The organism is Variovorax sp. GW823-FHT04B03 (assembly GCF_058796495.1).
Genome location: NZ_JBXAIT010000004.1, coordinates 405,716 through 430,971, shown reverse-complemented (window position 1 = coordinate 430,971; position 25,256 = coordinate 405,716). Strand labels below are relative to the sequence as shown.

The following is a 25,256-nucleotide window of genomic DNA, read 5'->3' as shown; positions in this document are numbered from 1 at the left end:
CCGGGTCAGCGCACCGGCGGGTTCAGGATCACCGGCGGCGGCGGTGCCGACGGCATCGTCGGCGCGGGCGGGTTGAACGGCTGCACCGGCACCGGCGGCACCACCGGAATGGCCGGCGGCGTCACGGGCACCACAGGCGCACCCGTCGTCGCGGCAGGCACCGCAGGCGCGCTGCCGTTGCGTGCCAGCGTCGCGTTGATCGCGTTCATGTCGTCGGTCGTCAGCGTGCCGTTGGCCTGGCGCAGCTTCAGGTTGCCCAGCAGCACGTTGTAGCGCGCCTGCGCGAGGTCGCGCTTGGTCTGGAACAGCTGGCTCTGCGAATTGAGCACGTCGATGTTGATGCGCACGCCCACCTGGTAGCCCAGCTTGTTGGCGTCGAGCGCGCTCTGGCTGGAGGATTCGGCCGCTTCGAGCGCCTTCACCTGCCCCGCACCCGACACCAGCCCGAGGTAGGCCGCCCGCGTGGCCTGCGCCACGCTGCGGCGCGTGCCTTCGAGCACGCTGCGCGACTGGTCTTCGAGGGCCAGCGTTTCCTTGATGCGGTTCTCGGTGGCAAAGCCCGCGAACAGCGGCAGGTTGAAGGTGACGCCGACCGTGGCGGCGTTGACGCGCGTGCCCACGGTGCTGGTGCTGGTGCCGGTCGGATTGCGCGTGACGTTGTAGCCGAGGTTGGCGTCCAGCGTGGGCTTGTGGCCGGCCTGCGCCTTCTGCACCTCGAGCCCGGCCACGTCCAGGCCCAGGCGCGCCTGGCGGATCGCCGGATGCACCTCGTCGGCCTGCGCCACCCAGGCGTTGATGTCGGCGGGCTGCGCGGTCGGCAGCACGACCGGCGCGGCCAGCGGCACGGGCACGCTGCCCGGGCGGCCGACCAGCTGGTCAAGCACCACCTTCTTGACCTGCAGGTCGTTCTCGGCGGCGATCTCCTGGGCGATCACGAGGTCGTAGCGGGCCTGGGCCTCGCGCGAATCGGTGATGGTGGAAGTGCCGACCTCGAAGTTGCGCTTGGCCGAGGCCAGCTGCTCGGCCACGGCCACCTTCTGCGCGCGCACCAGGGCCAGGCTGTCCTGGCTGGCGAGCACGTCGAAGTAGGCCTGGCTCACGCGCACGATCAGGTCCTGCTCGGCGATGGTGAGCACCGCCTGCGCCACTTCGGCCTGGCGCTTGCCTTGCTCGTAGGTGGCCCAGTTGGCGGGGCGGTACAGCGGCTGCGTGGCGTTGATGCCGACGTTCTGCGTGGTGAAGTCGCGCGAGGCGCTGCTGCCGCGGCCGGTGCCGGTCAGGGTGTCGATGTCCAGGTTGCTGCGGTTCACGCCCGCGGTGAGCCCGACGGCCGGCAGGATGCCGGCCTTGGCCTGTGCGGCACGCGCCAGGTTGGCTTCGTACTGGGCCCGCGCGCCCTGGTAGGTGGCGTCGAAGCCGCGCGCGGAATCGTAGAGTTCGTTCAGTGTCTGGCCCTGGGCCGGCAGTGCGAGCAGGCTCGCAATGGCGCTTGCGAGGGCTGCGGAAAGAGGCAGAAGCCGGGGCCTGGGAGGCATTGAACGTCCTTGGGAGGGAAAGAATCAGTAGCGCGGCACGCTCGGGTCGTGCTGCGCGGACCAGGCGTCGATGCCCCCCGCCACGTTGGCGAGCGAGTCAAAGCCGTTCTGGTGCAGAAAAGCGGCCACGCGCTGGCTGCGGGCGCCGTGGTGGCACAGGCAGGCGATGCGGGGCGCGGGCTGTCCGTCGCCGGCGGCGAGTTCGGCCAGCCGGCCGGGGATCTCGTTCATCGGGATTGCGACCAGCGTGAAGCCCTGCGGCGCGACGCTCGCCGTCTGCAGCTCCCAGGGCTCGCGCACGTCGAGCAGCACCGGGGCGGCGTCGGCGTCCTGTGCGAACCAGGCGGCCAGGTCGGCGGGGCGGACTTGATCGATCATTCGGTGGGCCGCTCGATCAGAAGGCGAAGCGCGAGGGCTCGGGGAAGTTCAGCAGGCGCGGCGCCACGGTGTCCCAGGGCTGGATCGTTTCCCACTTGCTTTCGCTGGTGCGGGTCACGAAATGGGCGCGCATCATGGGCTCGTCGCCGACGATGGCCGACAGGCGGCCGCCGACCTTGAGCGAACCGAGCAGGTTCTGCGGAATGCGCGCAACCGAGCCGCTGAGCACGATCACGTCGAAGCTCGGGCCGCTGGCCAGGGGCACGGCGCCGTCGGCGTGGCGCACTTCGACGTTCGTCACGCCGTTGCTGCGCAGCGTCTCGGCGGCGCGGGCGGCCAGCACGGGGTTGATTTCGAGGGACAGCACCTGGGCCGCGCGGGCGCCGAGCAGGGCGGCCATGAAGCCGGAGCCGGTGCCGATTTCGAGCACCGATTCGTGCTTCTGGATGTGCAGGTCCTGCAGCGTGCGGGCCTCGACCTTGGGCGACAGCATGAACTCGCCGGGCACCGAGCCGTCGAGCAGGGGCAGTTCCATGTCGAAGAAGGACAGCGTGCGGTGCGCGTCGGGCACGTAGTCTTCGCGGTGAATCTCGGCCAGCAGCTCGAGGATGTCCGACTCCAGCACGTCCCAGGGACGGATCTGCTGTTCGATCATGTTGAAGCGCAAGCGCTCGAGGGTGGGCGTGGGGTTCATGGCGTGGCTTTCCTTGAAGGCTCTGGACGGGACAAACCTTCAATTTTAGGTCGCGTCGATGACGCCACCGCGCCAGTCGGCCATCCGATGGCCGTCATGCGGGGCTCCCGGGGCGCACGCACAGGCCGTGAAGCACCGTTTCGCACTGGGTGGCGATGAATTTTTCGGGGTCGAGCGTGCTCACGCCGTCGACGCAGACCATGGCCGAATGCTTCCAGAGCATGAGGAACACCATGGGCGCGACCACCGAGTAGATGGCGTGGTCGATGTCCATTGGCACGAACTCGCCGCGGTCGATGCCGCGCTTCAGGATGCGCCGCAGCAGCTCGTGGCCCGGGCGCACCACCTGCTCGCGGTAGAACTCCGCCAGCTCGGGGAAATTGCCGCCTTCGCTCATCATCAGCTTGGTCAGGCCCGAGGCCTTGGTCAGGCCGACGCGCTCCCACCAGACGTTCATGCAGTAGCGCAGCATCTCGGCCGTCGTGCCCTCGAAGGCCTCGAATTCGGCGTTCCACTCTGTGAAACGGCCGCCGAGGTTTTCGATCACCACGGCCTTGAACAGCTCTTCCTTGCTCGGAAAGTAAAGAAAGAGGGTGCCCTTGGACACGCCGGCACGGGCCGCAACCTCTTCCGAGCGGGTGGCGGCAAAGCCCTTTTCGACGAACAGGTCGAGCGCCGCCGCCAGCAGTTCGCCCGGACGCGCCTCCTTGCGCCGCTCGCGCTTGGACGGCAGCGGGCAGAACTTGTCGACGAGGGAACGGGGGGAGGCCATGGTGTTAATGACTGACGGGTTAGTAATGTAGTGACCGGCATCCGGCCCGTCAAGCCGCGACAATACCGGTCCCCGCTTTTTCCAACCCACCCGGAGCCGCGCCATGTCTTCCTCACCGTCGCCCACCGAAACCATCGTGCTCGGCGGAGGCTGCTTCTGGTGCACCGAGGCGGTGTTCGACCGGGTGCAGGGCGTGCTGGACGTCGAATCGGGCTACAGCAACGGCCAGACCCTGAACCCGAGCTACGAGCAGATCTGCACCGGCCGCACCGGCCATGCCGAGGTGGTGAAGCTCGAGTTCGACCCGGCGCAGATCAGCCTGCGCGAGCTGCTCGAGATCTTCTTCGTGGTGCACGACCCCACCACGCTCAACCGCCAGGGCAACGATGTCGGCACGCAGTACCGCAGCGGCATCTACACCACGAGCGACGCCCAGAAAGAGGTCGCCGACGCCGTGATCCGCGAGATCGAGGCCAGCAAGACCTACAGCTCGCCCGTGGTGACCGAAGTGGCGCCGCTGGCCAACTACTCGACGGCCGAGGCCTACCACCAGGACTACTTCCTGAACCACCCGAACCAGGGCTACTGCGCGTTCGTGGTCGGCCCGAAGGTCGAGAAGTTCCAGAAGACCTTCGCTTCGCGCGTCAAGGCCTGAGCCTCTTCTTTCACGCCCCGTGTCCGCCACCCTGCGCCAGACCCCGACCCGCATGACGCGCGCCACCCGCGCGCTCGTCGTCGCGCTGGCGTTCGCGCTCTGGTTTGCGGGCACGATGGGGCTCATGCACCGCTCGCTGCACGTGCCGGGCCTGCCCGCCGCTGCTGCGGCGGCGAAGGTGCAGGCACAGGCCGCGCACCGGCACGACACCGGCCACACGCTGGCCAGCCTGTTCGGCGTGCACGACGACGCCGACTGCCGCCTGTACGACCAGCTCGCGCACGGCACGGGCGTGCCCGGCGTGCCGCTGGTGGTGCTGCCGATGCTGCTGCCGGCAGCCACGTTTGCTTATCTGCAGGGCGAAGCCATCGCCCGCTGGGTCGCGCTCTTCGATGCGCGCGGCCCGCCGTCCACTCGCTGAATCCCCCGTGTTCCGGTTGCCGCACCCCTTCGGGCGGGTGAGGGCGGCCGGTCGTTCCCCGATTCAACGAGTGTTCCTTCTTCATGACCCCCCAATTCCGTCGCAACGCCATCGGCGCTGCCGTTCTTTCGCTCGCCTCGGTGGCGAGCCTGGCCCAGACCGCCGACACCGCCGCCGTCCCGGCCGCTGACGCCGCCAGCCTGCGCGAGGTCACCGTCACCGGCAACCCGCTGGGCGCGAGCGACCTGATCGCGCCGACCACCTCGCTGTCGGGCGACCAGCTGCTGCTGCGCTCCGAATCGACGCTGGGCGAGACGCTGAACAACCTGCCCGGCGTGAGCAGCAGCTACTTCGGCCCCAACGCCAGCCGCCCCAGCATCCGCGGGCAGGACGGCGACCGCATTCGCATCCTGCAGAACGGCGGCGGTGCGCCCGACGCCTCGGCGCTGAGCTACGACCACGCGGTGCCCGTCGACGCACTGGTGACCGAGCGCATCGAGGTGCTGCGCGGCCCCTCGGCGCTGCAGTACGGCGGCAGCGCCGTGGGTGGTGTGGTCAACGTGATCGACAACCGCACCCCGACCGAGCCCATCAACGGCTTCGGCGGCCGTGCCGAGCTGGGCTACGCCAGCGGCAACAAGGAAAAGAGCGGCGGCGTGCTGCTCGAAGGCGGCAACGACCGCTTCGCCCTGCACGTCGACGCCTTCAACCGCGACTCGAAGGACGTGGCGGTGCCGGTCGACCTCGAATGCAGCAAGCCCGGGCGTCTGTCGCTCGCGCGTCGCATCTGCAACTCGCAGAACGAGGCGCACGGCGGCGCCGTGGGCGGCACGCTGTTCTTCAGCCAGGGCTGGATCGGCGCCTCGGCCAGCACCTACCGCAGCAACTACGGCACCGTGGCCGAGGACGACGTGACCATCGGCATGAAGTCCGACCGCTACGCGCTGGAAGGCGAATGGCGCCCGGGCGGCTTCATCCGCAGCATCCACGCGAAGGTGAGCCGCACCGACTACCGCCACACCGAGTTCGAGGGCCGCGAGGCCGGCACCACTTTTTCGAACCTGAGCAACGACCTGCGCATCGAGGCGCGGCACGAGAAGATCGGCAACCTCGAAGGCCTGATCGGCTTCAGCCGCGAGACCAACCGCTTCGCCGCCGACGGCTCGGAGGCCTTCGCGCCGCACAGCCGCACGCGCTCCAACGCACTGTTCCTGCACGAAGAGCTCGGCACCTCGTGGGGCCGCCTGAGCTTCGGCGCACGCACCGAGAAGGTCACGGTGCGCTCGCTGGGCTACCCCGACGACCTGTCGGTGACGCGCTTCGCCATCGGCGAGCGCACCTTCAACCCGCACAGCGCGGCGTTCGGCGCGCTGGTCAACCTCACGCCGCAGTGGCAGCTGACCTCGAACCTGGCCTACACCGAGCGCGCACCGAAGGACTACGAACTGCTCGCCAACGGCCCGCACGTGGCCACCGCGGCCTGGGAAGTGGGCGACCCGAACCTGGGCAAGGAAAAGTCCACCGGCTTCGACCTGGGCGCGCAGTGGAAGTCGGGCCCGAACACGGCCCGCGTGAACGCGTACGTCACGCGCTTTCGCAACTACATCGGCCTGACCGCGTCGGGCCGCACGCTCGACGAGGAAGGGCAGGTCGTCACCGACCCCGAAGCGACCGACACGCTGGCCGAGTACCGCTATGGCGGCATGCGCGCGCGCTTCACCGGCATCGAGGCCAACGGCAACCTGCGGCTGCTGGGCGCCGACGGCTTCGCGCGCATGGCCGACGCGGGCACGCTCGACCTCGAATGGCGCGGCGACATCGTGCGCGCCAAGAACCTCGACACCGGCGAGCCGCTGCCGCGCATCGCGCCGCTGCGCCTGGGCGCCACGCTGGCCTACGGCAACGGGCCGTGGACCGCGCGTGTCGGCTTCGACTACAACGCGGCGCAGCGCCGGGTGCCGAGCGTGGGCGCGCGCGAGACGGACGCGTACACGCTGTGGAACGCGTCCATCAGCTACCGCATGAAGGTGCAGCGCGCCAACCTCACCTGGTACGCGCGCATGGACAACATCGGGAACACGCTGGCCTACACGCCGACCTCGATCCTGACGACCACGGTGTTCCCGAAGGCGCCGCTGCCGGGGCGTTCGCTGAAGGTGGGCCTGCGCGTCACGTTCTGACGCGCCGGCCTTCCGGGCGACGGGCGCGCGCTATCCTCGCCGGGTGAATTCGTTCGTCATTTCTTCCCTGCTGCCCGTCGTTCTTCTCATTGCCGCGGGCTACCTCGCCGGACGGCGCCGGTGGATCGGCGGCAATGCGGTGAAAGACCTGTCGAACCTCATCTTCCTGCTGCTCGCGCCCGCGCTGCTGTTTCGCGCCATGAGCACGGTGCACGTGCAGGAGTTGAGCCTGAAGCCCGTGGCGGCGTACTTCATCGCCTCGGGCCTGCTGTTCGCGGCCACGCTCGCGTGGCGCGGCTTCAACCGCACGGGCGCGGTGCTCGCGCTGGCCAACACCTACAGCAACACCGTGATGATCGGCATCGCGCTGATCGGCCTGGCCTACGGCGAGCCCGGCATGGTGGTGCTGCTCACGCTGATCTCGCTGCATTCGCTCGTGCTCATGACCAGCGCCACCGTGGTGCTCGAGCTGGCCGTGGCGCGCGAGCATGCGGCGGTGGACGGTGCACAGCGGCGCTCCATGGCGCGCACCGTGGGGCGCGCGTTGCGCAACGCCATCATCCATCCGGTGCCGCTGCCCATCATCGCGGGCCTGCTGTTCGCGCAGACGGGCCTCGTGATGCCCGAGGTGGTCGACAAGCCGATCCAGCTGCTGGGCCAGGCCTTCGGGCCGGTCGCGCTGGTGATGGTGGGCATCACGCTCGCGCTCACGCCCATCGGGCGCCACTGGCGCGGCGCGCTGGTGCAGGCGCTGGTGAAGAACCTCGTGCACCCGCTGCTGGTGGCGCTCATCGGCTGGCTGCTGGGCGTGCGCGGCATTCCGCTCACCGTGATGGTGGTGGCGGCGGCGCTGCCCATCGGCGCCAACGTGTTCCTGTTCTCGCAGCGCTACCGCAGCGCCGAAGACCTGGTCACGGCCAGCGTGGCGGTGTCGACTGTGTTGGCGCTTGGCACGCTCACGCTCGTGATGGTCTGGGTGCAGTGGTTGCCCTGACGCCCCGCATTTCCCCCGCGTTTTTCGCGAACTTTTGCCCGACTGAGCGACAGCGCTAGCCCTATGCCGTTTGGCAGGGGTGGCCGTTTGGTGGGCTGGCGCGCGGCGTTCGCGCCCCTACATTTGCCGGCTGATGACGATCTACCCGGCGCGTGTTTCGCCCCTTGCCCTTGCAGTGACGGCGGTGGTCGCGACGGTGATCGCGCTGCACGGCGCGCGCGCGCATGCGGCGGGCGAGGCCAAGCCGTGCCGCACGCCCTGCCTTGCCGTTCCTGTGCCGGCGGAGGCACCGCCGGCCAGGGAAGCGGAGCCCAAGCCCGCCGTCGTGCGGCCGGCGCCGAAGCCACGCCCGCAGATCACCGCCACCGCAGCGCCGGCCCCGGCGCCCGAGGTGCATCGCGAACCCGCCGAGCGGCGCCCCGCGCCTTCGAAACGCTGCAGCGAGATCAACATGCGCGCCGCCGTGGGCGAGCCGCTGTCGGACCAGGACATGACCATTTTGAGGAGCCAGTGCTGATGACCACGACCAAGAACACCGCCATCCCCCGAGCCTTGTGGCGCGTGCTGGCGCTGTGCACCGCCGCGCTGCTGGCCACCGCCTGCGCGCACCGCCCCGCGCCCAGCAGCGCCATGCCCTTCGACCAGGCCGTCACCCAGGCGGTCGACGACCTCATGGTGCAGACCCAGAAGCTGCCGGCCTTCCTGGCCAAGGTGGAGTCCACGCTGACGCAGCGGCGCATCGTGATCGACCCGCTGCTCGAAGGCGCCAGCGGCCAGCAGACCGAGGTGACGCGCGTGGCCGAGCAGCGCATCGTGCAGCGCATGCAGGCGCAGTTCAAGCAGTTCACCGTGACGCCGTTCAACGCGAACGAGATCGGCAACGCGCAGTACGTGCTCAACGGCACGCTGGTGCGCGACAAGGACGCCTCGGGCGCGCCGTACCGGCTGAACCTCGCCATGACCGAGATCAAGAGCGGCATGGTGATCGCGCAGTCGGTGGCGCGCATCAGCGATGCCTCGCTCGACACGCGGCCCACCGCCTTCTTCCGCGACAGCCCCGTGAACGGCAAGGACCGCGGCGTGGAAGGCTACATCCGCACCGCCGAGACGCCGGCCGGGCAGGCCGCCGATGCGCTGTACCTGGAGCGCCTGCCGACCGCCACGGTGCTGCAGGAGGCCACCGCCGCCTACGAGGCCGGCCGCATGAGCGAGGCCCTGAGCCGCTACGAGGCCGCGTCGAAGCGCGCCGACGGCCAGCAGCTGCGCATCTACAGCGGGCTGTACCTCACGCAGTCGCAGCTGGGCCGCACGGCCGACGCCGAGCGCACCTTCGGCACGCTGGCGCGGCTGGGGCTCGAGAGCAACAACCTGAGCGTCAAGTTCCTGTTCAAGCCGGGCTCGACCGACTTCCTGGCCGACCCGAAGATCAGCGCGGCCTACCCGATGTGGCTGCGCCAGATCGCGCGGCAGGCGGCGCAGATCGAGTCGTGCGTGGTGGTCACGGGCCACACGAGCCGCACGGGCTCGGAGGCGGTCAACGAGCGGCTGTCGCTGCAGCGCGCCACCAGCGTCAAGGCGCGGCTGGTGGGCGAGGCGCCGCCGCTGTCGAAGAAGCTGCGCGAAGCCGGCATGGGCTTTCGCGAGAACATCGTCGGCACGGGCGCCGACGATGCGAGCGACGCGCTGGACCGGCGCGTCGAATTCAAGGTTGCTGGTTGCGAGGCCTGAGCCAGGCTCAGGGCGCGAGCCGTTCGCGCACCCAATCGGCACCTTCGAGCCGGTAGCGCAGCCGGTCGTGCAGCCGGCTCTTGCGGCCCTGCCAGAACTCCCAGCGGTCGGGCACCAGACGGAAGCCGCCCCAGTGCGGCGGGCGCGGCGGCGAGAGCAGGTGCTTGGCGGCGTACACGGCGGCGTTCTTCACCAGCACGTCGCGTCCGCTGATCACTTCGCTCTGCGGGCTGGCCCAGGCGCCGATGCGTGAATCGAGCGGGCGGCTGGCGTAGTAGGCGTCGCTCTCCTCGGCGCTGACGCGTTCCACGCGGCCCTCGATGCGCACCACGCGCTCCAGCTCGACCCAGTGGAACTGCAGCGAGGCATACGGGTTGCCCGACAGCTCGCGGCCCTTGCGGCTGTCGTAGTTGGTGTACCAGACGATGCCGCGCGCGTCGTAGCCCTTGATCAGCACGATGCGGCTGGACGGCCGCAGGTCGCTGCCCACGGTGCTCAGCGTCATCGCGTTGGGCTCGGGGATGTGCGCGTCGACGGCCTCGGTGAGCCAGCGCTCGAACTGCTGGATCGGGTCGGCGGCGCTGCGGGTCTCGTCGAGCTCGGCGCGCTCGTAGCTCTTGCGCAGCGCGGCCAGCGCGTCCTTGGAAAGAGGAGAAGAAGTCATGCCGGGATTGTTGCGCACATACTCGGCCCATGACGACGACAGAGGCGAACTCCCCGACCGTGATCGTGCTGGCCTCGGGCCGTGGCGAGCGTTTCATCGCGGCCGGCGGCACGGGTTCCAAGCTGAAGGCGCTGCTCGCGGGCCGGCCGGTGCTCGAGCGCACGCTCGACGCGGTGCGCGCGAGCGGCCTGCCGTGGCACCTGGAAGACGCGGGGCACCCCGGCATGGGCGATTCGATTGCCGCCGCGGTGCGCGCCACGCCCCACGCGGCGGGCTGGCTGATCCTGCCGGGCGACCTGCCGCTGGTGCAGGCCGCGACGCTGCGGGCGGTGGCCGCCGCGCTCGGCGGGCGGGTGAATGCCGTGCAGCCGGAGTACCGGGGCGAGCGCGGGCATCCGGTGGGCTTTGCGGCGGGCTGCTGGGCGCAGCTGGCGGCGCTGGAGGGGAACCTGGGCGCATCGTCCGTCCTGCGGGCGATGCGTGCGATCGATTCGGTCGTCGACCTGGCCGTGGACGATGCCGGCGTCGTGACCGACATCGACACGCCCGAGGCCCTGGCGCGGGCCGAGGCGCTCTGGCAGGCGCGCGCGGGCGCCTGACCGCTCACACTTTTTGCTTAGTTCTGGGCAACGACCGCGCAGAGCACGCGCGGGCCGGAGTTGCCGGCGGGCTGCGTCGTGAAGTCGTCGCGGTCGCGGTGCACCACGAGCGCGCGGCCGCGCACGTTGTTGGCGGCGCCGTCGGTCAGCGAGATCGCGTGGTTCTCGACGCTGAAGCGCGCCACGCCGCTGGCGTCGGCCACCAGGCTGGGCAGTTCGCCGGCGTGGCTGCCGGGCGCGGAGAACTTGCCGTGCGTGCCGCCGGCCGGGTTGAAGTGGCCGCCCGAGGCGTTGCCGTTGTTGCCGCAGTCGCCCTTTTCATGGATGTGGAAACCGTGCTCGCTGCCCGGCGCCAGGCCGCGCACCTCGCCGGACACGCGCACGCCGTGGTCGAGTGCGGTGAGCGTCACCGAGCCGCGCGCGGGGTTGGGCGTGACGGCGGCGGTCGGCGTCAGCTCGACTGTGGTGCTCGGCTTGCCGCCCATGCTGCCGCAGGCGGCGAGCACGGCAGTGGCGAGGAGGGCGGTGCCAGTGGCGAGGAGACGGCGATGGATCATTGGTTTTCCTTGTTGATGAACGGGGTGGAGGGTTGAGAGGACGCGGTGTCCGAAGACCCCGCAACGTATACCGGAGCCGGGGCTGTCCCGCAATCGGCCGGTGTCTGAAATGGCGGCTCGGCGGCCAGCGCCACCAGCCGGGCCAGCGCCGCGTCGTGGATCGCGTGGCGCTGCAGCTCGAGCAGGGTCTGGCGCGCGTAGTCGAGCGAGCTGCCGTAGCGGCCCACGGCATTCGCGAAGATGTGGCGGTAGCGCTCGTCGCTGAGCTCGCCCGTGAAGTTCGGGCTGCGCCGCGACAGCGTGAAGGCCAGCGCGCGCACCGGCCCTTCGGCGGTGCCGCATTGCAGCCACTTGGGGTCGTACACGCCGGTCGGCATCTCGCGCAGCCAGAGGCGCTTCAGCGTCTCCAGGCCCTCGGCCTTCGGCACGCGGAACACCACGCCCCGGCAGCTGCCGCCCGAGAGCAGGCCGAACACCAGGCCCGGCGTCTGCACGCTGCCGCGGTTGACGCGGCTCCACATCTTGAGCGCGCGGTGCCAGCCGTGCACCGAGGCCGCGCGCCGCTCCGCAAAGCCGAACTCGGGCCGCCAGATCAGCGAGCCGTAGCCGAACAGCCAGAGATCGTCGCGTCCGCCCCAGTCGGCGATCGCGCGTTCCAGCATCGGCTGCGGGTCGCGCAGCGGACGGGGCATGGGGTCCAGCCCCGGCGGACCGGGGTCCGGCGCGACGGCTGACACGGGGGTGTCGGGGGTGGCGCCTACAATTTCGTGATCATGGTTCACCGCACCATTATTTACCGACCCCTTTCCTACGGAGATCGCGCTTCCATGAACAACGACGACAGCCAGCAGAATTTCGCCCTCGGCTTCCTGGTGGCATTGATCATGCTCGTGATCATGTTCGTGATCGGTGTCGCCTTCTGGCACAAGGGCCTGGGCGCGACGGCCGCGCACGCCAAGCCCGCTGTCGCGGCTTCGGCGCCGGCACCGGGCGGCGCGGTGCAGGTGACCGAAGTCACCGAGACCGTCACCGTGGTGATCCCCGACGGCGCCAGCATCCGCGTGGTCGGCGGCGTGGTGAACTTCTACTTCGCGACCGGCAGCGCCGACCTCGCACCGGGCGCCGCCGAGGCGCTGGCCCTGGTCATCAAGGGCGTCGAGGGTGGCCGCAAGGCGGTGGTTTCGGGCTTCCACGACACCACCGGCGACGCCGCCGTGAACGAGGAACTGGCCAAGAAGCGCGCCCAGATGGTGCGCGAGGTGCTGGCGGGCCTGGGCGTGCCGGCCGAGAAGATCGACCTGCAGAAGCCCGCCGTCACCGCCGGATCGGGCAACAACGCCGAGGCGCGCCGCGTCGAAGTCCGGCTGGTCGACTGAGCGATCCGGCCTTTTGCATCTCCATCAAAAAACCCGGCATGGCCGGGTTTTTTTGTGCCTGCACGCGGCCGGGTGCATGCCTGAGTAATTTCGTATCGTTCTGCGGCCGGATTTCATCGGGGCGTCGCGCTCGAATTGGTACGATGGGCCTCCAGGCCCACAGTCGCGCCGGCGACACGCAGCAAGAGCCAACTTCCCCATGAGCAGCACACACCCCACCGTCCGCGACGTCACCGATCGCATCCGCGCGCGCAGCCGCGACACGCGCAGCACCTACCTCACGCGCCTGGCCGAGATCCGCGCCCGCGACCGCGGTTCCGACCGCATGGGCTGCGCCAACGTGGCGCATGCCGTGGCCGGCATCCCGGCCAACGACAAGTTCAAGGTGGTGGCCGAGCGCGCGCCCAACCTGGGCATCGTCACCGCCTACAACGACATGCTCTCGGCCCACGCGCCGTACCAGGGCTACCCGGACATCATCAAGCAAGAGGCCCGCCGCCACGGCGCCACCGCGCAGGTCGCCGGCGGCGTGCCCGCCATGTGCGACGGCGTCACGCAGGGCACGCCCGGCATGGAGCTGAGCCTGTTCAGCCGCGACCTGATCGCCATGAGCACCGCCGTCGCGCTCACGCACGACATGTTCGACGGCGCCCTGATGCTCGGCGTGTGCGACAAGATCGTGCCGGGCCTGCTGATCGGCGCGCTGCACTTCGGCCACCTGCCCACCGTCTTCGTGCCCGCCGGACCGATGCCCTCGGGCCTGTCGAACACCGCCAAGTCGAAGGTGCGCGAGCAGGCGGCGCAGGGCCTCGTGGGCCGCCAGGGCCTGCTCGAGGCCGAGATGGCCGCCTATCACACGGTCGGCACCTGCACCTTCTACGGCACCGCCAACAGCAACCAGATGCTGCTGGAGGCCATGGGCCTGCACGTGCCCGGCACGGCCTTCATCCAGCCCGGCGACGCCATGCGCGAGACGCTCACGCGCGAGGCGGTGCGCTCGGTGCTCGGCAAGGCCAGCGACACCGCCTTCAACTGCCCGCCCATCGGCGAGATGGTCGACGAGCGCTGCATCGTCAACGCCATGGTCGCGCTGCTGGCCACCGGCGGCTCCACCAACCACCTGATCCACTGGGTGGCCGTGGCGCGCGCTGCCGGCATCCTCATCGACTGGGACGACTTCTCCCAGCTGTCCGACGTGGTGCCGCTGCTCACGCGCGTGTACCCCAACGGCAGCGCCGACGTGAACGAGTTCCAGGCCTGCGGCGGCCCGGGCTTCGTGATCGGCGAGCTGGTCGAGGCCGGCCTGATGCACGCCGACGTGCTCACGGTGCGCGCCGGCGGCATCCGCGAATTCGCCAACATCCCGTCGCTGGCCGGCGAGAACACGCTGCACTGGACGCCCGCTGCGCCGCTGCAGAAAGAAGCCGTCACCCGCCCGGTGGCCAGCCCCTTCAGCGCCACCGGCGGCCTCAAGCTGCTCAGCGGCAACCTGGGGCGCAGCGTGATCAAGGTGTCGTCGGTGCCCGACGACCGCCACGTCATCGAGGCGCCCGCGCGCGTGTTCGACTCGCAGGCCGCGCTGCAGAAGGCCTTCACGGCCGGCGAGCTGGAGCGTGACGTGGTCTGCGTCGTGCGCTGGCAAGGTCCGCAGGCCAACGGCATGCCCGAGCTGCACAAGCTCACGCCGCCGCTGTCGGTGCTGCAGGGCAAGGGCTTCCGCGTGGCGCTGGTCACCGACGGCCGCATGAGCGGTGCCTCGGGCAAGATCCCCGCGGCCATCCACGTGTCGCCCGAAGCCGCTGCCGGCGGCCCGCTGGCCAAGGTGCGCGACGGCGACCTGATCCGCCTCGACGCCGTAGCGGGTACGCTCGCCGTGTTGCTGCCCGAAGACGAATGGGCCGCGCGCGAGACCGCGACGCTGTCCGACGCGCAACGCATCGCGGACGGGCACGGCCTGGGCCGCGAACTGTTCGCCGGCATGCGCCGCAACGCACTGACCGCCGAAGAGGGCGCCTGCACCTGGATGTGACGGGGCCCCACGTGGGCCGCAAGAAACTTTTGGAGCCATGAGATGACAGACAGACTCACCCCCCTCGACGTGATGCGCGACGCACCCGTCATTCCGGTCATCGTGCTGAACGACGTGAAGCACGCCGTGCCGCTGGCGCGCGCGCTGGTCGCAGGCGGCATCCGCATGCTCGAAGTGACGCTGCGCACGCCGCAGGCGCTGCAGTGCATCGAGGCCATCGCCAAGGAAGTGCCCGAGGCCGTGGCCGGCGCCGGCACCATCCGCAGCGCGGCCGACGCACAGGCCTCCGCGCTGGCGGGCGCGAAGTTCGGCGTGAGCCCGGGCTACACGCGCGCGGTCGGCAAGGCCTGCCACGACCTCGGCCTGCCGCTGCTGCCCGGCGTGGCCACCGGCAGCGAGATCATGACGGCGCAGGAAGACGGCTACACCCAGCTGAAGTTCTTCCCCGCGCTGCAGGCCGGCGGCCTGCCGATGCTCAAGGCCTGGCAGGGCCCGTTCGGCGACGTCACCTTCTGCCCCACGGGCGGCATCCATGCGGGCAACGCGGCCGAGTTCCTCGCGCTGTCGAACGTGGCCTGCGTGGGCGGTTCGTGGATCGTGCCGACCGACGCCATCCGCGACGGCGACTGGACCCGCATCGAGCAACTGGCGCGCGCCGCGAGCCAGCTGCCCCGCTGAGCATGTCGGCCGATTTCGACGCGGGCGACCTGAAGGTCATCGCGTTCGACGTGTTCGGCACGGTGGTCGACTGGCACAGCGGCATCGCGGCCGAGGTCGAGCGCGTGCTGCCCGGCGTGGACGGCGCGGCCTTTGCGCTGGCCTGGCGCGCCGGCTACCAGCCCGCCATGAAGGCCGTGATGGAACGCATCGCGGCCGGCGAGGGCGGCTTCACGCTGCTTGACGAGCTGCACCTGAGCATGCTCGAACAGGTGCTGCACGACTTCAGCCTGGCGGACCACCTCGACAGCGCCGCCAAGCGCGACCTGAGCCGCGCCTGGCACCGCCTGCCGGCGTGGCCCGATGCGGTCGAGGGGCTCACGCGGCTGAAGAAGAAGTTCACCATCTGCACGCTCTCCAACGGCAACATCGGCCTGCTCACCGAGATGGCCAAGCGCGCCGGCCTGCCCTGGGACTGCGTGCTGTCGGCCGAGGTGTTCAAGGCCTACAAGCCCGACCCGCGCACCTACCTCGGCGTGGCGGGCGTGTTCGATGCGACGCCCGGGCAGGTCATGCTCGCCGCCGCGCACCACGACGACCTGGCGGCCGCGCGCGTGTGCGGCCTGAAGACGGCGTACATCGAGCGGCCCCACGAGTTCGGCCGCAAGCAGCCGAAGGACGTGTCGCCGCAGCCGGACAACAGCCTGCATGTGCGCGACATCGTCGCGCTGGCCGACCGGCTGGGCTGCTGATCGCGCTGTTGGTCAGTCGGTGATGAGCTTTTCCACCGTGCGCAGGTTGCGCGTGGTGGTGCTCGACTTGTAGCGGGTCTTCGCGAGCAGCTTGGCCACCGGCGTCTCCAGGCTTTCGCCGCGCGGGCACTGCCAGTACAGCACGCCATCGCCGCGCACCAGCTGTTCGACCTTGGCGTCGACCGTGCCGGCCTTCTCGATGATCTCGTCGAGCATCGCGGGGTCGGAGCCGAACACGAGGTACGGATGGTGCGTGTCGTCGATGCGCTCAAAGGGGTAGCTCGCGGCCATGTCGGCCACGCGCTGCTGCGTGCACAGCACGATCCACGCCTCGTAGCCGAAGCACTGATGCAGCGCTTTCTCGATGCGCGTGCGCAGTGCGGCGGCATCGGGCGCGTCGGTGTCGAACAGCACGTTGCCGCTGGCGAGCACCGTGCGCACCGCGCCGAAGCCGAGTTCGTCGACGAACAGCGCCTTCAGGTCGGCGCTCTTGATCGTGATGCCGTTGACGTTCACGCCGCGCAGCAGGGCGACGTAGCGCGTCAGCGGCGCGTCTTTCTTCTTTGTCTTCGGGCTTGCCATGGTGTGGGGTGCGGCCCGAAACGGCTCAGCGCAGGCCGCCGCCCGCGGCGTTCTCGTTGCGCTGGATCAGTTCGATCTTGTAGCCATCAGGGTCCGTCACGAAGGCGATCACCGTCGTGCCGCCCTTGACCGGACCGGCCTCGCGCGTCACGTTGCCGCCGGCGGCCTTGATCTTGTCGCAGGCCGCGTAGGCGTCGGGCACGCCGAGCGCGATGTGGCCGTAGGCGGTGCCGAGCTCGTAGCTCTCGGTGCCCCAGTTGTAGGTGAGCTCGATCTCGGCCTGGTCGGGGTTGCCGTTGCCGTAGCCGACGAAGGCGAGGCTGTACTTGTACTCGGGGTTTTCCGATGTGCGCAGCAGCGTCATGCCGAGCACCTGCGTGTAGAAGTCGATGGAGCGCTGGAGATTGCCAACGCGCAGCATGGTGTGGAGAAGTCGCATCTCGTGGGTCGTGTCGTTATGGGGGGGAAGGGGGCTATTGTCGCCCTCTGCTTCTTGCGATCAAGCCGCCAGCGTCAGCAGGTGCGCCTGGTACTTCTTCAGAAAATCCATCAGATGCCGTGGGTACTCGGGCACCACCGCCGCGCGCACGCTGGGGCGCGCCGCCAGCGCGTGGCGCCAGGCGTTCACCTTGGGCAGCGCGTCGAACAGGTGCGAATCGCTGATCGCATCGAACACCTCGAAGTAGCGGAACACCGGTGCGAACACCGCGTCGACGAGGCTGAAGGCTTCGCCCGCGAAGTAGGGGGCTTGCGCCAGCGCGGCCTCGACGCGTTCGAACTTGGCGGCCAGTGCCTCGCGCTTCTGCGCGAACACGGCGGCGTCCTGTGTGGTCTCGTAGCCCCACAGGTCGGCGAGGATGGCCGAGCCGAACTCCATCCATGCACGGTGCTGTGCACGTGCGAGCGGGTCTTCGGGGTGCAGGCGGGCGCCGGGTTGCGTTTCCTCGAGGTACTCGCAGATCACGTTGCTCTCGAACAGCACGGCCTCGGTGCCGTCGGGGCGCTGCACCTTCAGCAGCGGCACCTTGCCCAGCGGCGAGATGTCGAGAAACCACTGGGGCTTGTTCGCGAGATCGATCACGACGCGCTCGAAGGGCACGTTCTTCTCGTGCAGCGCGATCGCGGCGCGTTGCACGTAGGGGCACAGCAGGTGGCTGACGAGGGTGAGGGCCTGGGTCATGGGGCGTTCCGCTTTCGAAGAGTTGGGGTCGGGATCGCCGCGATTCTTGCGGGCCTGAACAACCTTTTCTGGAAAAGCCCATTCGGGCGCCGCCCGGGTGCTACGGCTTGGGAAAAAGGTACGCGCCGGCCGCAGGCTTGAGAAGGGGCTTGAGTTCGGTGAACGGCAGCGCCACCGTGGTGCCGAGGCAGGCGCCGAGCGCATGCGGCACGCCGCTGACCGCGACGGCCAGCGCATCGCGCCCGCGGGTGCGCTCGAAATGCAATGCCAGGTACTGGGGCCACACCTCGTCGCAACCCGTGTAGTGCTGCGGGTCTGCGGCGGCTGCGGATTCGGGCCCACGTCCCTGTGCTTTCAGCTGCTTCCCGATCAGCGCCATGAGCGTCTTGCTCGGCACGAACCCGTCCGGCGTCCTGGTGAACGCGCGGAACAGGCGTTCGAAGTCGAGGTACTCGCCACGGACCAGGTCGAGTGTGTAGGGCGCGTAGTGGTTGTGGGGATGGGCGCCGCCGCAGTCGGCGCTTCCCGATTCGACGACGCTCATCAGCGTCGGGCTGAGAAAGGTGACGCGCACCGATTCCGCGTCGTAGTTTCCCAGCGAGCCGGCCGCCGGATGCGTCTCGGTGTAGAGGGTGGTCTTGCATTCGAGCGCGGCGAGGCTGAGCTGTCCGTGCCTGCGCGCGAGGATGGCGTTGACCTTCTCGACCATGCGCGCATTCGGGTGTCGCGTGAGCCGCGGATAGGAAAAGCGCGTGCGCGGATCGATGACCATGCGCCATGCCACCGCTCCGCTGACGTGCTCCACGCCTTGCTTGAGCGATGTCTGCAGCTTCAGGTGGTCGTAGGGTGCCGTCTCGATGGAGATCGGCGCGTCCGAAGCCGCGCCGGTGGTGTTGCCTGGCGGGATGGAGTGCGTCACCGGCTCGGTGGCGCCGGGACTCTTGTCCGGGTCGTACTGGCGAACCTGCCGAAGCTCGAACGCGACGTTCTGCTTGCCAGGGCCATCGCTCCAGCTTCCGGCAAAAGTGCCGTCAACCACCTGGCCGCGCCACGTCGGGCCCGGCTGCCGGGTCTGCGCATCTTCGAACAGCGGCGCGTTGCCGCCTTGTGCCGCCCGGTACATCGCCTCGCCCTGGATCGGGAGGGCTTCCACGAGCTTCGTCACCGGCCCGGAGAGCGGAATGTCGACACCGTGGCGGCGATAGAAATACCGCCCGCCGCCAGTGGCATTCACTTCGAGCACGACCTCGCTGGTGCCGAGGGTGCCTTGGTAGACCGTACGGACTTCTGCCAGGGCCGGCATCGCCGACCCGAGCAACGTCGCCCACGCGAGGAAGAGTCGGGTCGCCTTGTGCATCGGAGCTTCTCCCGTTACGAGGCCGTCTCGAGCCAGTGCGTGATCCGCCCGTTGTGCATCACGCCGATGCGGTCGGCCATCGCATGCGCCTCGGCCTCGTTGTGCGTGACCAGGATCGCGGTCTGGCCGGCCTTCTTCAGGATGCCGCGCACCTCGGCGGTCAGGCGCTCGCGCGTGCCGCCGTCGAGGTTGGAAAACGGCTCGTCCAGCAGCAGCAGGGCGGGCGAGGGCGCCAGCGCGCGGGCCAGCGCGATGCGCTGCTGCTGGCCGCCCGACAGCTCGTGCGGGTAGCGCTCGCCGGCCTCGGCCAGGCCGACCAGCGCGAGCATCTCGGCCACGCGCGCCTGCTGCGCTGAGCGGCCCAGGCGGCGCAGGCCGAAGGCGACGTTCCTGGCGGCCGACAGGTGCGGGAACAGCGCGTACTCCTGGAACATCATGCCCACGCGCCGCTGCTCGGGCGGCAGGTGCTTCTGGGGCGACGACAGCAGCGTGTCGCCGAGGCGGATGGTGCCGGCGCGCACGGGCTCGAAGCCGGCGATGGCGCGCAGCACCGTGGTCTTGCCGCAGCCCGAGGGGCCGAACAGGCAGGCGATCTCGCCCGCGGGCAGGTCCAGCGAGAAGCCGTCGACCACCGTGTGCGGGCCGCGCGGCGTGTCGTACGCGAGCTGGAGCGAGTCGAGATGAAGCGGGGAACTCATGCGGGGTCCGTGTCGGGAGGTGTCACCGCCGGTGTCGTGCCGAGTTGGTTGCGCGCCAGCAGCACCACCGGCAGCAGGCCGGCGACCACGATGGCCAGCGCGGCGATCGCGCCTTCTTCGTAGGTGCCGCGCGCGGCCTCGGCGTAGAGCCAGGTGGCGAGGGTGTCGAAGTTGGCCGGGCGCAGCAGCAGCGTGGCCGGCAGCTCTTTCATGGCGTCGACGAAGACCAGCAGCGCACCCGCCGCGATGGCGGGCTGCAGCAGCGGAAGGTGCACGCGGCGCAGCGTGCCGCCGGTGGTTTCGCCGAGCAGGCGCGAGGCCTGCTCGATGGCCGGCGGAATGCGCGCCAGCCCGGCCTCGATGCCGCCCACGGGCATCGCAAGAAAACGGATCGCGCAGGCCATGACCAGCACGATGCCCGCGCCCATCAGCGGCAGGCCCTGCCAGCCCATCGCGCCGGCCAGCGCCGCGTCGAAAGCCAGCGCCGGCGTCAGCAGGCCGATGGCGAGCACCGTGCCCGGCACTGCGTAGCCCAGCGTGGCCACGCGCGCCTGCCAGCGGGCGCGGTTGAGGCTCGTGCCCTGGCTGCGCGAGGCCCAGGCCACGACCAGCCCCGCCGCCACGGCCACCACCGTCACGCCGGCCGCCAGTGCCAGCGTGTTGCCCAGGCTGGCCACGAGGCCCTGCGAAATGCCGCCGCCCTGGTGCAGCCGCTTGCCGCTTTCCCAGACCAGGTACAGCGCGGGCGCGACAAAGCCGATCAGCACCGGCAGCGCCGCCGTCGCGGTCGCCGCCCAGGCCGCGCCGCCGTGCAGGCGCCGGGGCTGCACCGCGCGCATGCGCTGCGCGGAGCCGAAGCGCTGGTGCTGGCGGCCGTTGCGTTCGAGCCAGACCAGCGCCACCACCACGAACAGCATCGCGCAGGCGATCTGCGCGGCGCCGGCCAGGTCGGAGCGCGTGATCCAGGTGGTGTAGACCGCCACCGTGAGCGTGTTCACGCCGAGGAATTCGGAGGCGCCGATGTCGTTGAGCGTCTCGAGCAGTGCCAGGCTCAGGCCCACGGCCAGCGCCGGCCGCGCCAGCGGCAAGGCCACGCGAAAGAACGCGCCGCGGCGGCTCTCGCCCAGCGTGCGCGCCGCTTCCAGCAGGTGCGCGGGCTGGGTCATGAACATCGCGCGCGCCGTCATGTAGACATACGGATAGAGCACGAAGCCCAGCACGAAGATCGCACCCGGCATCGAGCGCAGGTCGGGCAGGCGGAACTGGCGCGGGCTGTCGAAGCCCAGCATCCAGCGGATCGCGCCCTGCACGGGGCCGATGGGGTGCAACAGGTCGAGGTAGGCGAAGGCGACGATGTAGGTCGGCATCGCCAGCGGCAGCAGCAGCGCCCAGTTGAGCACGCCGCGGCCGGGGAAGTCATGCGCCGTGACCAGCCAGGCGCAGCCGGTGCCGATCACGAGGACGAGGGTGCCGACGCCCGCGAGCAGCAGCGCCGTGTTGAGCGCCGCCTGCGGCAGCACGTGCGCGAACAGCGGCCCCCAGTGGCCGACGCCCGAGCCGAATGCGAGCCATGCCAGCGTGAGCACCGGCGCGAGCACGCCGAGCGCGATCAGGAACGACGCGCAGCGCCATGCCGGGCCCGCGGCGCGCAGGCCCGGCGGCTGGCGCCGCGAAATCAGCATTCAGTTGCCGGCAAGGTGTGCCCGGCCATGCAAGGTCACTGGTCGAAGCCGACCTTGTCGACGAGGGCGCTGGCCTGCTTGCGGTACTTGGCAATCTCGGTCAGCGGCAGCGGGTCGACCTTCAGCTCGCCGATGGACTGGCCGATGATCGGGTCGAGGGCCACGCCCTTGCGCACCGGGTACTCGTAGTTGGCGTCGGCGTACAGCGCCTGGGCCGGTTCCGACACCAGGAACTCGAGCAGCTTGACCGCGTTGGCGCGCTGCGGTGCGTTCTTGGCCACGGCCGCGCCGCTGATGTTCACGTGCGTGCCGCCGCTCTTGGCGCTGGCGAAGGTCGGGCGGATCACCTTGATCGCGTCGCCCCACTTGCGCGCGTCGGTGCCTTCCTTGGCGCTCTTCATCTGGCCCACGTAGTACGAGTTGGCCACGCCGATGTCGCAGATGCCGCCGAGGATGTCGCGCGCCACGTCGCGGTCGCCGCCGGTGGCCTTGCGCGCCAGGTTGCCCTTGACGCCGCGCAGCCACTGCTCGGTCTTGGCTTCGCCGTCGTGCGCGATCATCGCGGCCACCAGGGCCGTGTTGTAGGGGTGCTGGCCGGCGCGGATGCAGACCTTGCCCTTGTACTTCGGGTTGGCCAGGTCTTCGTAGCGGAAGCTGGTCAGCGGCTGGTTCTTGTCGGCGTACAGCACGCGCGCGCGCAGCGAGAGCGCGAACCACTGGCCGTCGGCGCCGCGCAGGTTGGCCGGAATGGCCGATTCGAGCGCGGCCGACTTCACCGGCTGCGTCACGCCGCCTTCGACGAGGTCGACGAGGTTGCCGATGTCCACCGTCATCAGCACGTCGGCCGGCGAGCGGGCGCCTTCGGCCTTCACGCGCTCCAGCAGACCGTCCTTCACGAACACCGTGTTGACCTTGATCTTGCTCTGCGCGCTGAACGCCGAGATCAGCGGCTGGATCAGCGCCGGCTCGCGCGTCGTGTAGAGCGTGAGCTCGTCATTGGCGGCGTGCGCGGGCAGGGCGGTGAGGGCGAGCCAGGCGGCGGAAACGCCGAGGAGGGCGTGCGCCACGCGGCCCTGGGGGCCGGAACGGTCGGTCATGAAGGATCCTCCAGGTGCGGTGAGGTGTTCTAGGAAAGGCATCGGCGACGGCGGAGCCTGTCGCTGATGCGAACAATTATCACTGACGGGGAGGGGCGGGTTTTCCTTTGGCTTACAGCTTGAGGGCCTACTTGAAACGCCTCACCGCCCCGCCGGCACCTCGAACACCAGGCACGTCGTCGTCGCATGCGCATACAGCGTGCCGTCCGCCCCGACCAGCCGGGCCTCGGCCGTGGCGAGCTGCTTGCCGCAGTGGATCACCTTGCCTTCGGCGCGCACGCGCTGCACCTTCGGCGTGAGGCCCTTGACGTAGTTCACGCTGAGCTCGGCCGTCGTGTAGGCGCGACCGGGCGGCATCATGGTGTGGACCGAGCAGCCCAGGGCCGAGTCGAGCATCGTGGCGACCCAGCCGCCGTGGATGGTGCCCAGCGGGTTCAGGTGCTGCGGCAGCGGCGTGCCCTGGAAGATGGCGATGCCCTTGCTGACCGAGACGATGGTGAAGTCCAGCGTCTTGGCGATGGCGGCGTAGGGAATCTCGCCGTTGAGCATGGCCTGCATGACCTCCAGGCCGGTCTTGCCGGCGACCTGCTCGGGGCGCGCGAGCCCGGGGCCGGGGCCGTTCTCGAGGCGCTCGGCGATCTGCCGCTCTTCGGCGATCCATGCGTCGAGCAGATGGGAGGGAGTGTCGGTGAAAGCTTGCTGCGTCATGCCTGTGTTCCTGCTGGGGGCTTTGCGGGGAGGGGTTGATTGCATATGCAATAGTTGCACATACAATAATACCCCATGGACACACCCACCCAACCCCGCGGCTGCACCAGCTTCAAGACGCGCCAGCTGATGCGCCGCCTGACGCAGCACTACGACGCCGAGGTGTCGCGCAGCGGCCTCAAGACCACGCAGTACTCGCTGCTGTCGCACCTCAAGCGCCTGGGCCCGATGCGCCCGGTCGACCTGGCGGGCGAACTGAAGATGACCGCGTCCACGCTGAGCCGCAACCTGCAGCCGCTGATCACCGCGGGCTGGGTGGCGCAAGTGGCGGGCGCCGATGCGCGCAGCCGGCTGGTGTCGCTCACCGACGCCGGCGACGCCAAGTGGCGCGAAGCGCAGCAGCACTGGAAGACGGCACAGCTCAAGCTCAATGCGCTGCTGGGCGTGGAGCGCGTGCTGGCGCTGCATACGCTCATCGACGAATCGCTCGCGCTGCTGGGCACGGGCGAGCCGGTCGACGTGCAGGACTGACGCTTCCCGCCACCCCCACAACGAGCACTTTCCGCGTCTACGCAGTCGCGCGGCCGGATTTCCTGTCTCTTCGTTTCTCCCCCGACCCATTCCAACAGTTCCAGAGGTCCCATGTTCGCCACCCACGTCTCCGCATGGCTGCAGCGCCGCGGCATCCACTACGGCTGGATCGTCGCCGCCGTCACCTTCCTGACCATGCTCACCATGTCGGCCGCGCTCGGCCTGCCGGGCGCGATGATGAAGCCGCTCGGCGAGGAGTTCGGCTGGAGCACCGAGCAGATCTCGTCCGCGCTTGCGCTGCGCTTTGCGCTGTTTGGCCTCATGGGCCCGTTCGCCGCGGTGCTGATGGAACGCTACGGCCTGCGCGCGGTGATGTGCGCCGGCCTCACGCTGGTCGGGCTGGGCATGGCGCTGGTCACCACGGCCTCGCAGCTGTGGCAGCTGTTCGTGCTGTGGAGTCTGATGCTCGGCCTGGGCACGGGCATGACGGCGCTGGTGCTGGGCGCCGTGGTGGCCAACCGCTGGTTCGTCGCGCGGCGCGGCCTGGTCGTGGGCATGCTCACGGCCAGCGCGGCCACCGGCCAGCTGGCCTTCCTGCCGCTGGCGGCCTGGATGATCGAGCACTGGGGCTGGCGCTCGGCCATCGTGCCGATCGTGGTGGGCAGCGTGGTGATCGCGCTGCTCGCGCTGTGCCTGGTGCGCAACCGGCCGTCGGACATCGGCCTGCTGCCTTATGGTGAAGCGCCCGGCACGCAGCCGGCGCCGGCACCCGCCTTCACGATGAACTTCGCCACGCCCTTTCGCGTGCTGCGCGAGGTGGCGACCAACCGCACCTTCCTGATCCTGGCCGGCACCTTCTTCATCTGCGGCCTGAGCACCAACGGCCTGGTGCAGACGCACTTCATCTCGCTGTGCGGCGACTACGGCATGAGCGCCGTGCCCGCCGCCTCGGTGCTCGCGATGATGGGCGCCTTCGACTTCGTCGGCACCATCCTGTCGGGCTGGCTGTCCGACCGCTACGACAACCGCAAGCTGCTCTTCTGGTACTACGGCCTGCGCGGGCTGTCGCTGTTCTGGCTGCCGCACTCCGAATTCACGATCTACGGCCTGGGCCTGTTCGCGATGTTCTACGGGCTGGACTGGATCGCCACCGTGCCGCCGACCGTCAAGCTCGCGGGCGCCGCCTTCGGTCCCGCGAAGGTCGGGCTGGTGTTCGGCTGGATCTTCGCGGCCCACCAGCTGGGCGCAGCCACCGCGGCCTACGGCGCGGGCTTTGCGCGCACGCTGCTGCTGACCTACACGCCCGCGCTGTACACGGCCGGCGCGGCCTGCCTGTTCGCGGCGGTGATCGTGATGGCGATCCGCCGTCCCGCCAAGACCGCCACCGCACCGGCCGCGGCCACCACCAACGCCGCCGCGCGCGCCTGACT

Annotated in this window: 28 protein-coding genes; 13 read left to right on the top strand and 15 right to left on the bottom strand. The window is 69.9% G+C overall.

Going from position 1 to position 25,256, the window contains the following annotated elements:
• Positions 1–5: 5 nt before the first annotated feature.
• The 4 genes from AC1RAD_RS19385 to AC1RAD_RS19370 all read right to left on the bottom strand — a co-directional run bounded on the left by AC1RAD_RS19385 (position 6) and on the right by AC1RAD_RS19370 (position 3,379).
• Positions 6–1,535 carry a TolC family outer membrane protein gene (locus tag AC1RAD_RS19385; protein ID WP_159275895.1) on the bottom strand — a complete coding sequence of 510 codons (1,530 nt, stop codon included), beginning with the start codon at positions 1,533–1,535 and terminating at the stop codon, positions 6–8.
• Positions 1,536–1,559: 24 nt separating this feature from the next.
• Positions 1,560–1,913: a rhodanese-like domain-containing protein gene (locus AC1RAD_RS19380; protein WP_070062458.1), complete on the bottom strand. Its 354-nt coding sequence runs from the start codon at positions 1,911–1,913 to the stop codon at positions 1,560–1,562.
• A 16-nt stretch (positions 1,914–1,929) separates the two neighbouring features.
• Positions 1,930–2,607 (bottom strand): protein-L-isoaspartate O-methyltransferase family protein, encoded by a 678-nt coding sequence (locus AC1RAD_RS19375; protein WP_062469799.1) that lies wholly within the window; start codon positions 2,605–2,607, stop codon positions 1,930–1,932.
• Between the two features lie 94 nt (positions 2,608–2,701).
• On the bottom strand, positions 2,702–3,379 hold the full coding sequence (locus AC1RAD_RS19370) for a TetR/AcrR family transcriptional regulator (RefSeq protein WP_492736668.1): 678 nt from the start codon (positions 3,377–3,379) through the stop codon (positions 2,702–2,704).
• Positions 3,380–3,482: 103 nt separating this feature from the next.
• Here AC1RAD_RS19370 and msrA point away from each other — a divergent pair, with 103 nt between their 5' ends.
• The 6 genes from msrA (at position 3,483) to AC1RAD_RS19340 (ending at position 9,357) form a co-directional block, all read left to right on the top strand.
• Complete coding sequence (gene msrA, locus AC1RAD_RS19365; RefSeq protein ID WP_139702890.1) at positions 3,483–4,034, top strand: peptide-methionine (S)-S-oxide reductase MsrA; 552 nt, start codon at positions 3,483–3,485, stop codon at positions 4,032–4,034.
• A 19-nt stretch (positions 4,035–4,053) separates the two neighbouring features.
• Entirely contained in the window at positions 4,054–4,455 is a 402-nt protein-coding gene (locus tag AC1RAD_RS19360) for a hypothetical protein (RefSeq protein WP_492736666.1), read from the top strand.
• 83 nt (positions 4,456–4,538) lie between these two features.
• On the top strand, positions 4,539–6,635 hold the full coding sequence (locus tag AC1RAD_RS19355; protein WP_492736664.1) for a TonB-dependent receptor: 2,097 nt from the start codon (positions 4,539–4,541) through the stop codon (positions 6,633–6,635).
• A gap of 43 nt (positions 6,636–6,678) precedes the next feature.
• On the top strand, positions 6,679–7,629 hold the full coding sequence (locus AC1RAD_RS19350; protein WP_492736662.1) for an AEC family transporter: 951 nt from the start codon (positions 6,679–6,681) through the stop codon (positions 7,627–7,629).
• A 133-nt stretch (positions 7,630–7,762) separates the two neighbouring features.
• Entirely contained in the window at positions 7,763–8,146 is a 384-nt protein-coding gene (locus AC1RAD_RS19345) for a hypothetical protein (protein ID WP_307587367.1), read from the top strand.
• Entirely contained in the window at positions 8,146–9,357 is a 1,212-nt protein-coding gene (locus tag AC1RAD_RS19340) for an OmpA family protein (RefSeq protein ID WP_492736660.1), read from the top strand. The genes AC1RAD_RS19345 and AC1RAD_RS19340 overlap by 1 nt, the downstream gene beginning before the upstream one ends.
• Before the next feature lie 7 nt (positions 9,358–9,364).
• Here AC1RAD_RS19340 and pdxH read toward each other — a convergent pair whose 3' ends face one another.
• Positions 9,365–10,021, bottom strand: coding sequence for a pyridoxamine 5'-phosphate oxidase (gene pdxH / locus AC1RAD_RS19335; RefSeq protein WP_062480157.1), 657 nt, complete (start codon positions 10,019–10,021; stop codon positions 9,365–9,367).
• A gap of 29 nt (positions 10,022–10,050) precedes the next feature.
• On the opposite strand from pdxH, the gene AC1RAD_RS19330 reads away from it, so the two are divergent.
• On the top strand, positions 10,051–10,620 hold the full coding sequence (locus tag AC1RAD_RS19330; protein ID WP_492699294.1) for a nucleotidyltransferase family protein: 570 nt from the start codon (positions 10,051–10,053) through the stop codon (positions 10,618–10,620).
• Between the two features lie 17 nt (positions 10,621–10,637).
• Here AC1RAD_RS19330 and AC1RAD_RS19325 read toward each other — a convergent pair whose 3' ends face one another.
• Both AC1RAD_RS19325 and AC1RAD_RS19320 read right to left on the bottom strand, forming a co-directional pair.
• Positions 10,638–11,177: a superoxide dismutase family protein gene (locus tag AC1RAD_RS19325; RefSeq protein WP_095949020.1), complete on the bottom strand. Its 540-nt coding sequence runs from the start codon at positions 11,175–11,177 to the stop codon at positions 10,638–10,640.
• Entirely contained in the window at positions 11,174–11,869 is a 696-nt protein-coding gene (locus AC1RAD_RS19320; protein ID WP_062480152.1) for a gamma-glutamylcyclotransferase, read from the bottom strand. The genes AC1RAD_RS19325 and AC1RAD_RS19320 overlap by 4 nt, the downstream gene beginning before the upstream one ends.
• A gap of 135 nt (positions 11,870–12,004) precedes the next feature.
• On the opposite strand from AC1RAD_RS19320, the gene AC1RAD_RS19315 reads away from it, so the two are divergent.
• The 4 genes from AC1RAD_RS19315 (at position 12,005) to AC1RAD_RS19300 (ending at position 15,991) form a co-directional block, all read left to right on the top strand.
• On the top strand, positions 12,005–12,553 hold the full coding sequence (locus AC1RAD_RS19315) for an OmpA family protein (RefSeq protein WP_492736658.1): 549 nt from the start codon (positions 12,005–12,007) through the stop codon (positions 12,551–12,553).
• 199 nt (positions 12,554–12,752) lie between these two features.
• Positions 12,753–14,582 carry a phosphogluconate dehydratase gene (gene edd / locus AC1RAD_RS19310; protein WP_492736656.1) on the top strand — a complete coding sequence of 610 codons (1,830 nt, stop codon included), beginning with the start codon at positions 12,753–12,755 and terminating at the stop codon, positions 14,580–14,582.
• 42 nt (positions 14,583–14,624) lie between these two features.
• Positions 14,625–15,260 carry a bifunctional 4-hydroxy-2-oxoglutarate aldolase/2-dehydro-3-deoxy-phosphogluconate aldolase gene (eda, locus tag AC1RAD_RS19305; protein ID WP_095949017.1) on the top strand — a complete coding sequence of 212 codons (636 nt, stop codon included), beginning with the start codon at positions 14,625–14,627 and terminating at the stop codon, positions 15,258–15,260.
• A 2-nt stretch (positions 15,261–15,262) separates the two neighbouring features.
• Complete coding sequence (locus AC1RAD_RS19300) at positions 15,263–15,991, top strand: haloacid dehalogenase type II (protein ID WP_139702880.1); 729 nt, start codon at positions 15,263–15,265, stop codon at positions 15,989–15,991.
• Between the two features lie 12 nt (positions 15,992–16,003).
• Here AC1RAD_RS19300 and AC1RAD_RS19295 read toward each other — a convergent pair whose 3' ends face one another.
• From AC1RAD_RS19295 to AC1RAD_RS19260, 8 genes are all read right to left on the bottom strand, one after another.
• Positions 16,004–16,573 carry a DUF1697 domain-containing protein gene (locus AC1RAD_RS19295; RefSeq protein WP_492736653.1) on the bottom strand — a complete coding sequence of 190 codons (570 nt, stop codon included), beginning with the start codon at positions 16,571–16,573 and terminating at the stop codon, positions 16,004–16,006.
• Between the two features lie 25 nt (positions 16,574–16,598).
• On the bottom strand, positions 16,599–17,012 hold the full coding sequence (gene gloA, locus AC1RAD_RS19290; RefSeq protein WP_070062472.1) for a lactoylglutathione lyase: 414 nt from the start codon (positions 17,010–17,012) through the stop codon (positions 16,599–16,601).
• A gap of 60 nt (positions 17,013–17,072) precedes the next feature.
• Positions 17,073–17,753 (bottom strand): glutathione S-transferase family protein, encoded by a 681-nt coding sequence (locus tag AC1RAD_RS19285; protein WP_492736651.1) that lies wholly within the window; start codon positions 17,751–17,753, stop codon positions 17,073–17,075.
• 100 nt (positions 17,754–17,853) lie between these two features.
• Positions 17,854–19,110, bottom strand: coding sequence for a hypothetical protein (locus AC1RAD_RS19280; RefSeq protein WP_492736649.1), 1,257 nt, complete (start codon positions 19,108–19,110; stop codon positions 17,854–17,856).
• 14 nt (positions 19,111–19,124) lie between these two features.
• Complete coding sequence (locus AC1RAD_RS19275) at positions 19,125–19,808, bottom strand: ABC transporter ATP-binding protein (protein ID WP_492736648.1); 684 nt, start codon at positions 19,806–19,808, stop codon at positions 19,125–19,127.
• Positions 19,805–21,490: an ABC transporter permease gene (locus tag AC1RAD_RS19270; protein ID WP_492736647.1), complete on the bottom strand. Its 1,686-nt coding sequence runs from the start codon at positions 21,488–21,490 to the stop codon at positions 19,805–19,807. Before AC1RAD_RS19270 ends, AC1RAD_RS19275 begins: the two co-directional genes overlap by 4 nt.
• Positions 21,491–21,525: 35 nt before the next feature.
• Positions 21,526–22,587: a Fe(3+) ABC transporter substrate-binding protein gene (locus AC1RAD_RS19265; protein WP_062480133.1), complete on the bottom strand. Its 1,062-nt coding sequence runs from the start codon at positions 22,585–22,587 to the stop codon at positions 21,526–21,528.
• Positions 22,588–22,728: 141 nt separating this feature from the next.
• Positions 22,729–23,295, bottom strand: a complete 567-nt coding sequence (locus AC1RAD_RS19260; RefSeq protein WP_070062479.1) for a PaaI family thioesterase — start codon at positions 23,293–23,295, stop codon at positions 22,729–22,731.
• Positions 23,296–23,370: 75 nt separating this feature from the next.
• On the opposite strand from AC1RAD_RS19260, the gene AC1RAD_RS19255 reads away from it, so the two are divergent.
• Positions 23,371–23,826 (top strand): MarR family winged helix-turn-helix transcriptional regulator, encoded by a 456-nt coding sequence (locus tag AC1RAD_RS19255; protein ID WP_307696068.1) that lies wholly within the window; start codon positions 23,371–23,373, stop codon positions 23,824–23,826.
• A gap of 111 nt (positions 23,827–23,937) precedes the next feature.
• A complete protein-coding gene (locus tag AC1RAD_RS19250) occupies positions 23,938–25,254 on the top strand; it encodes an MFS transporter (RefSeq protein ID WP_492736646.1) in 1,317 nt (438 codons plus the stop codon).
• Positions 25,255–25,256 lie beyond the last annotated feature (2 nt).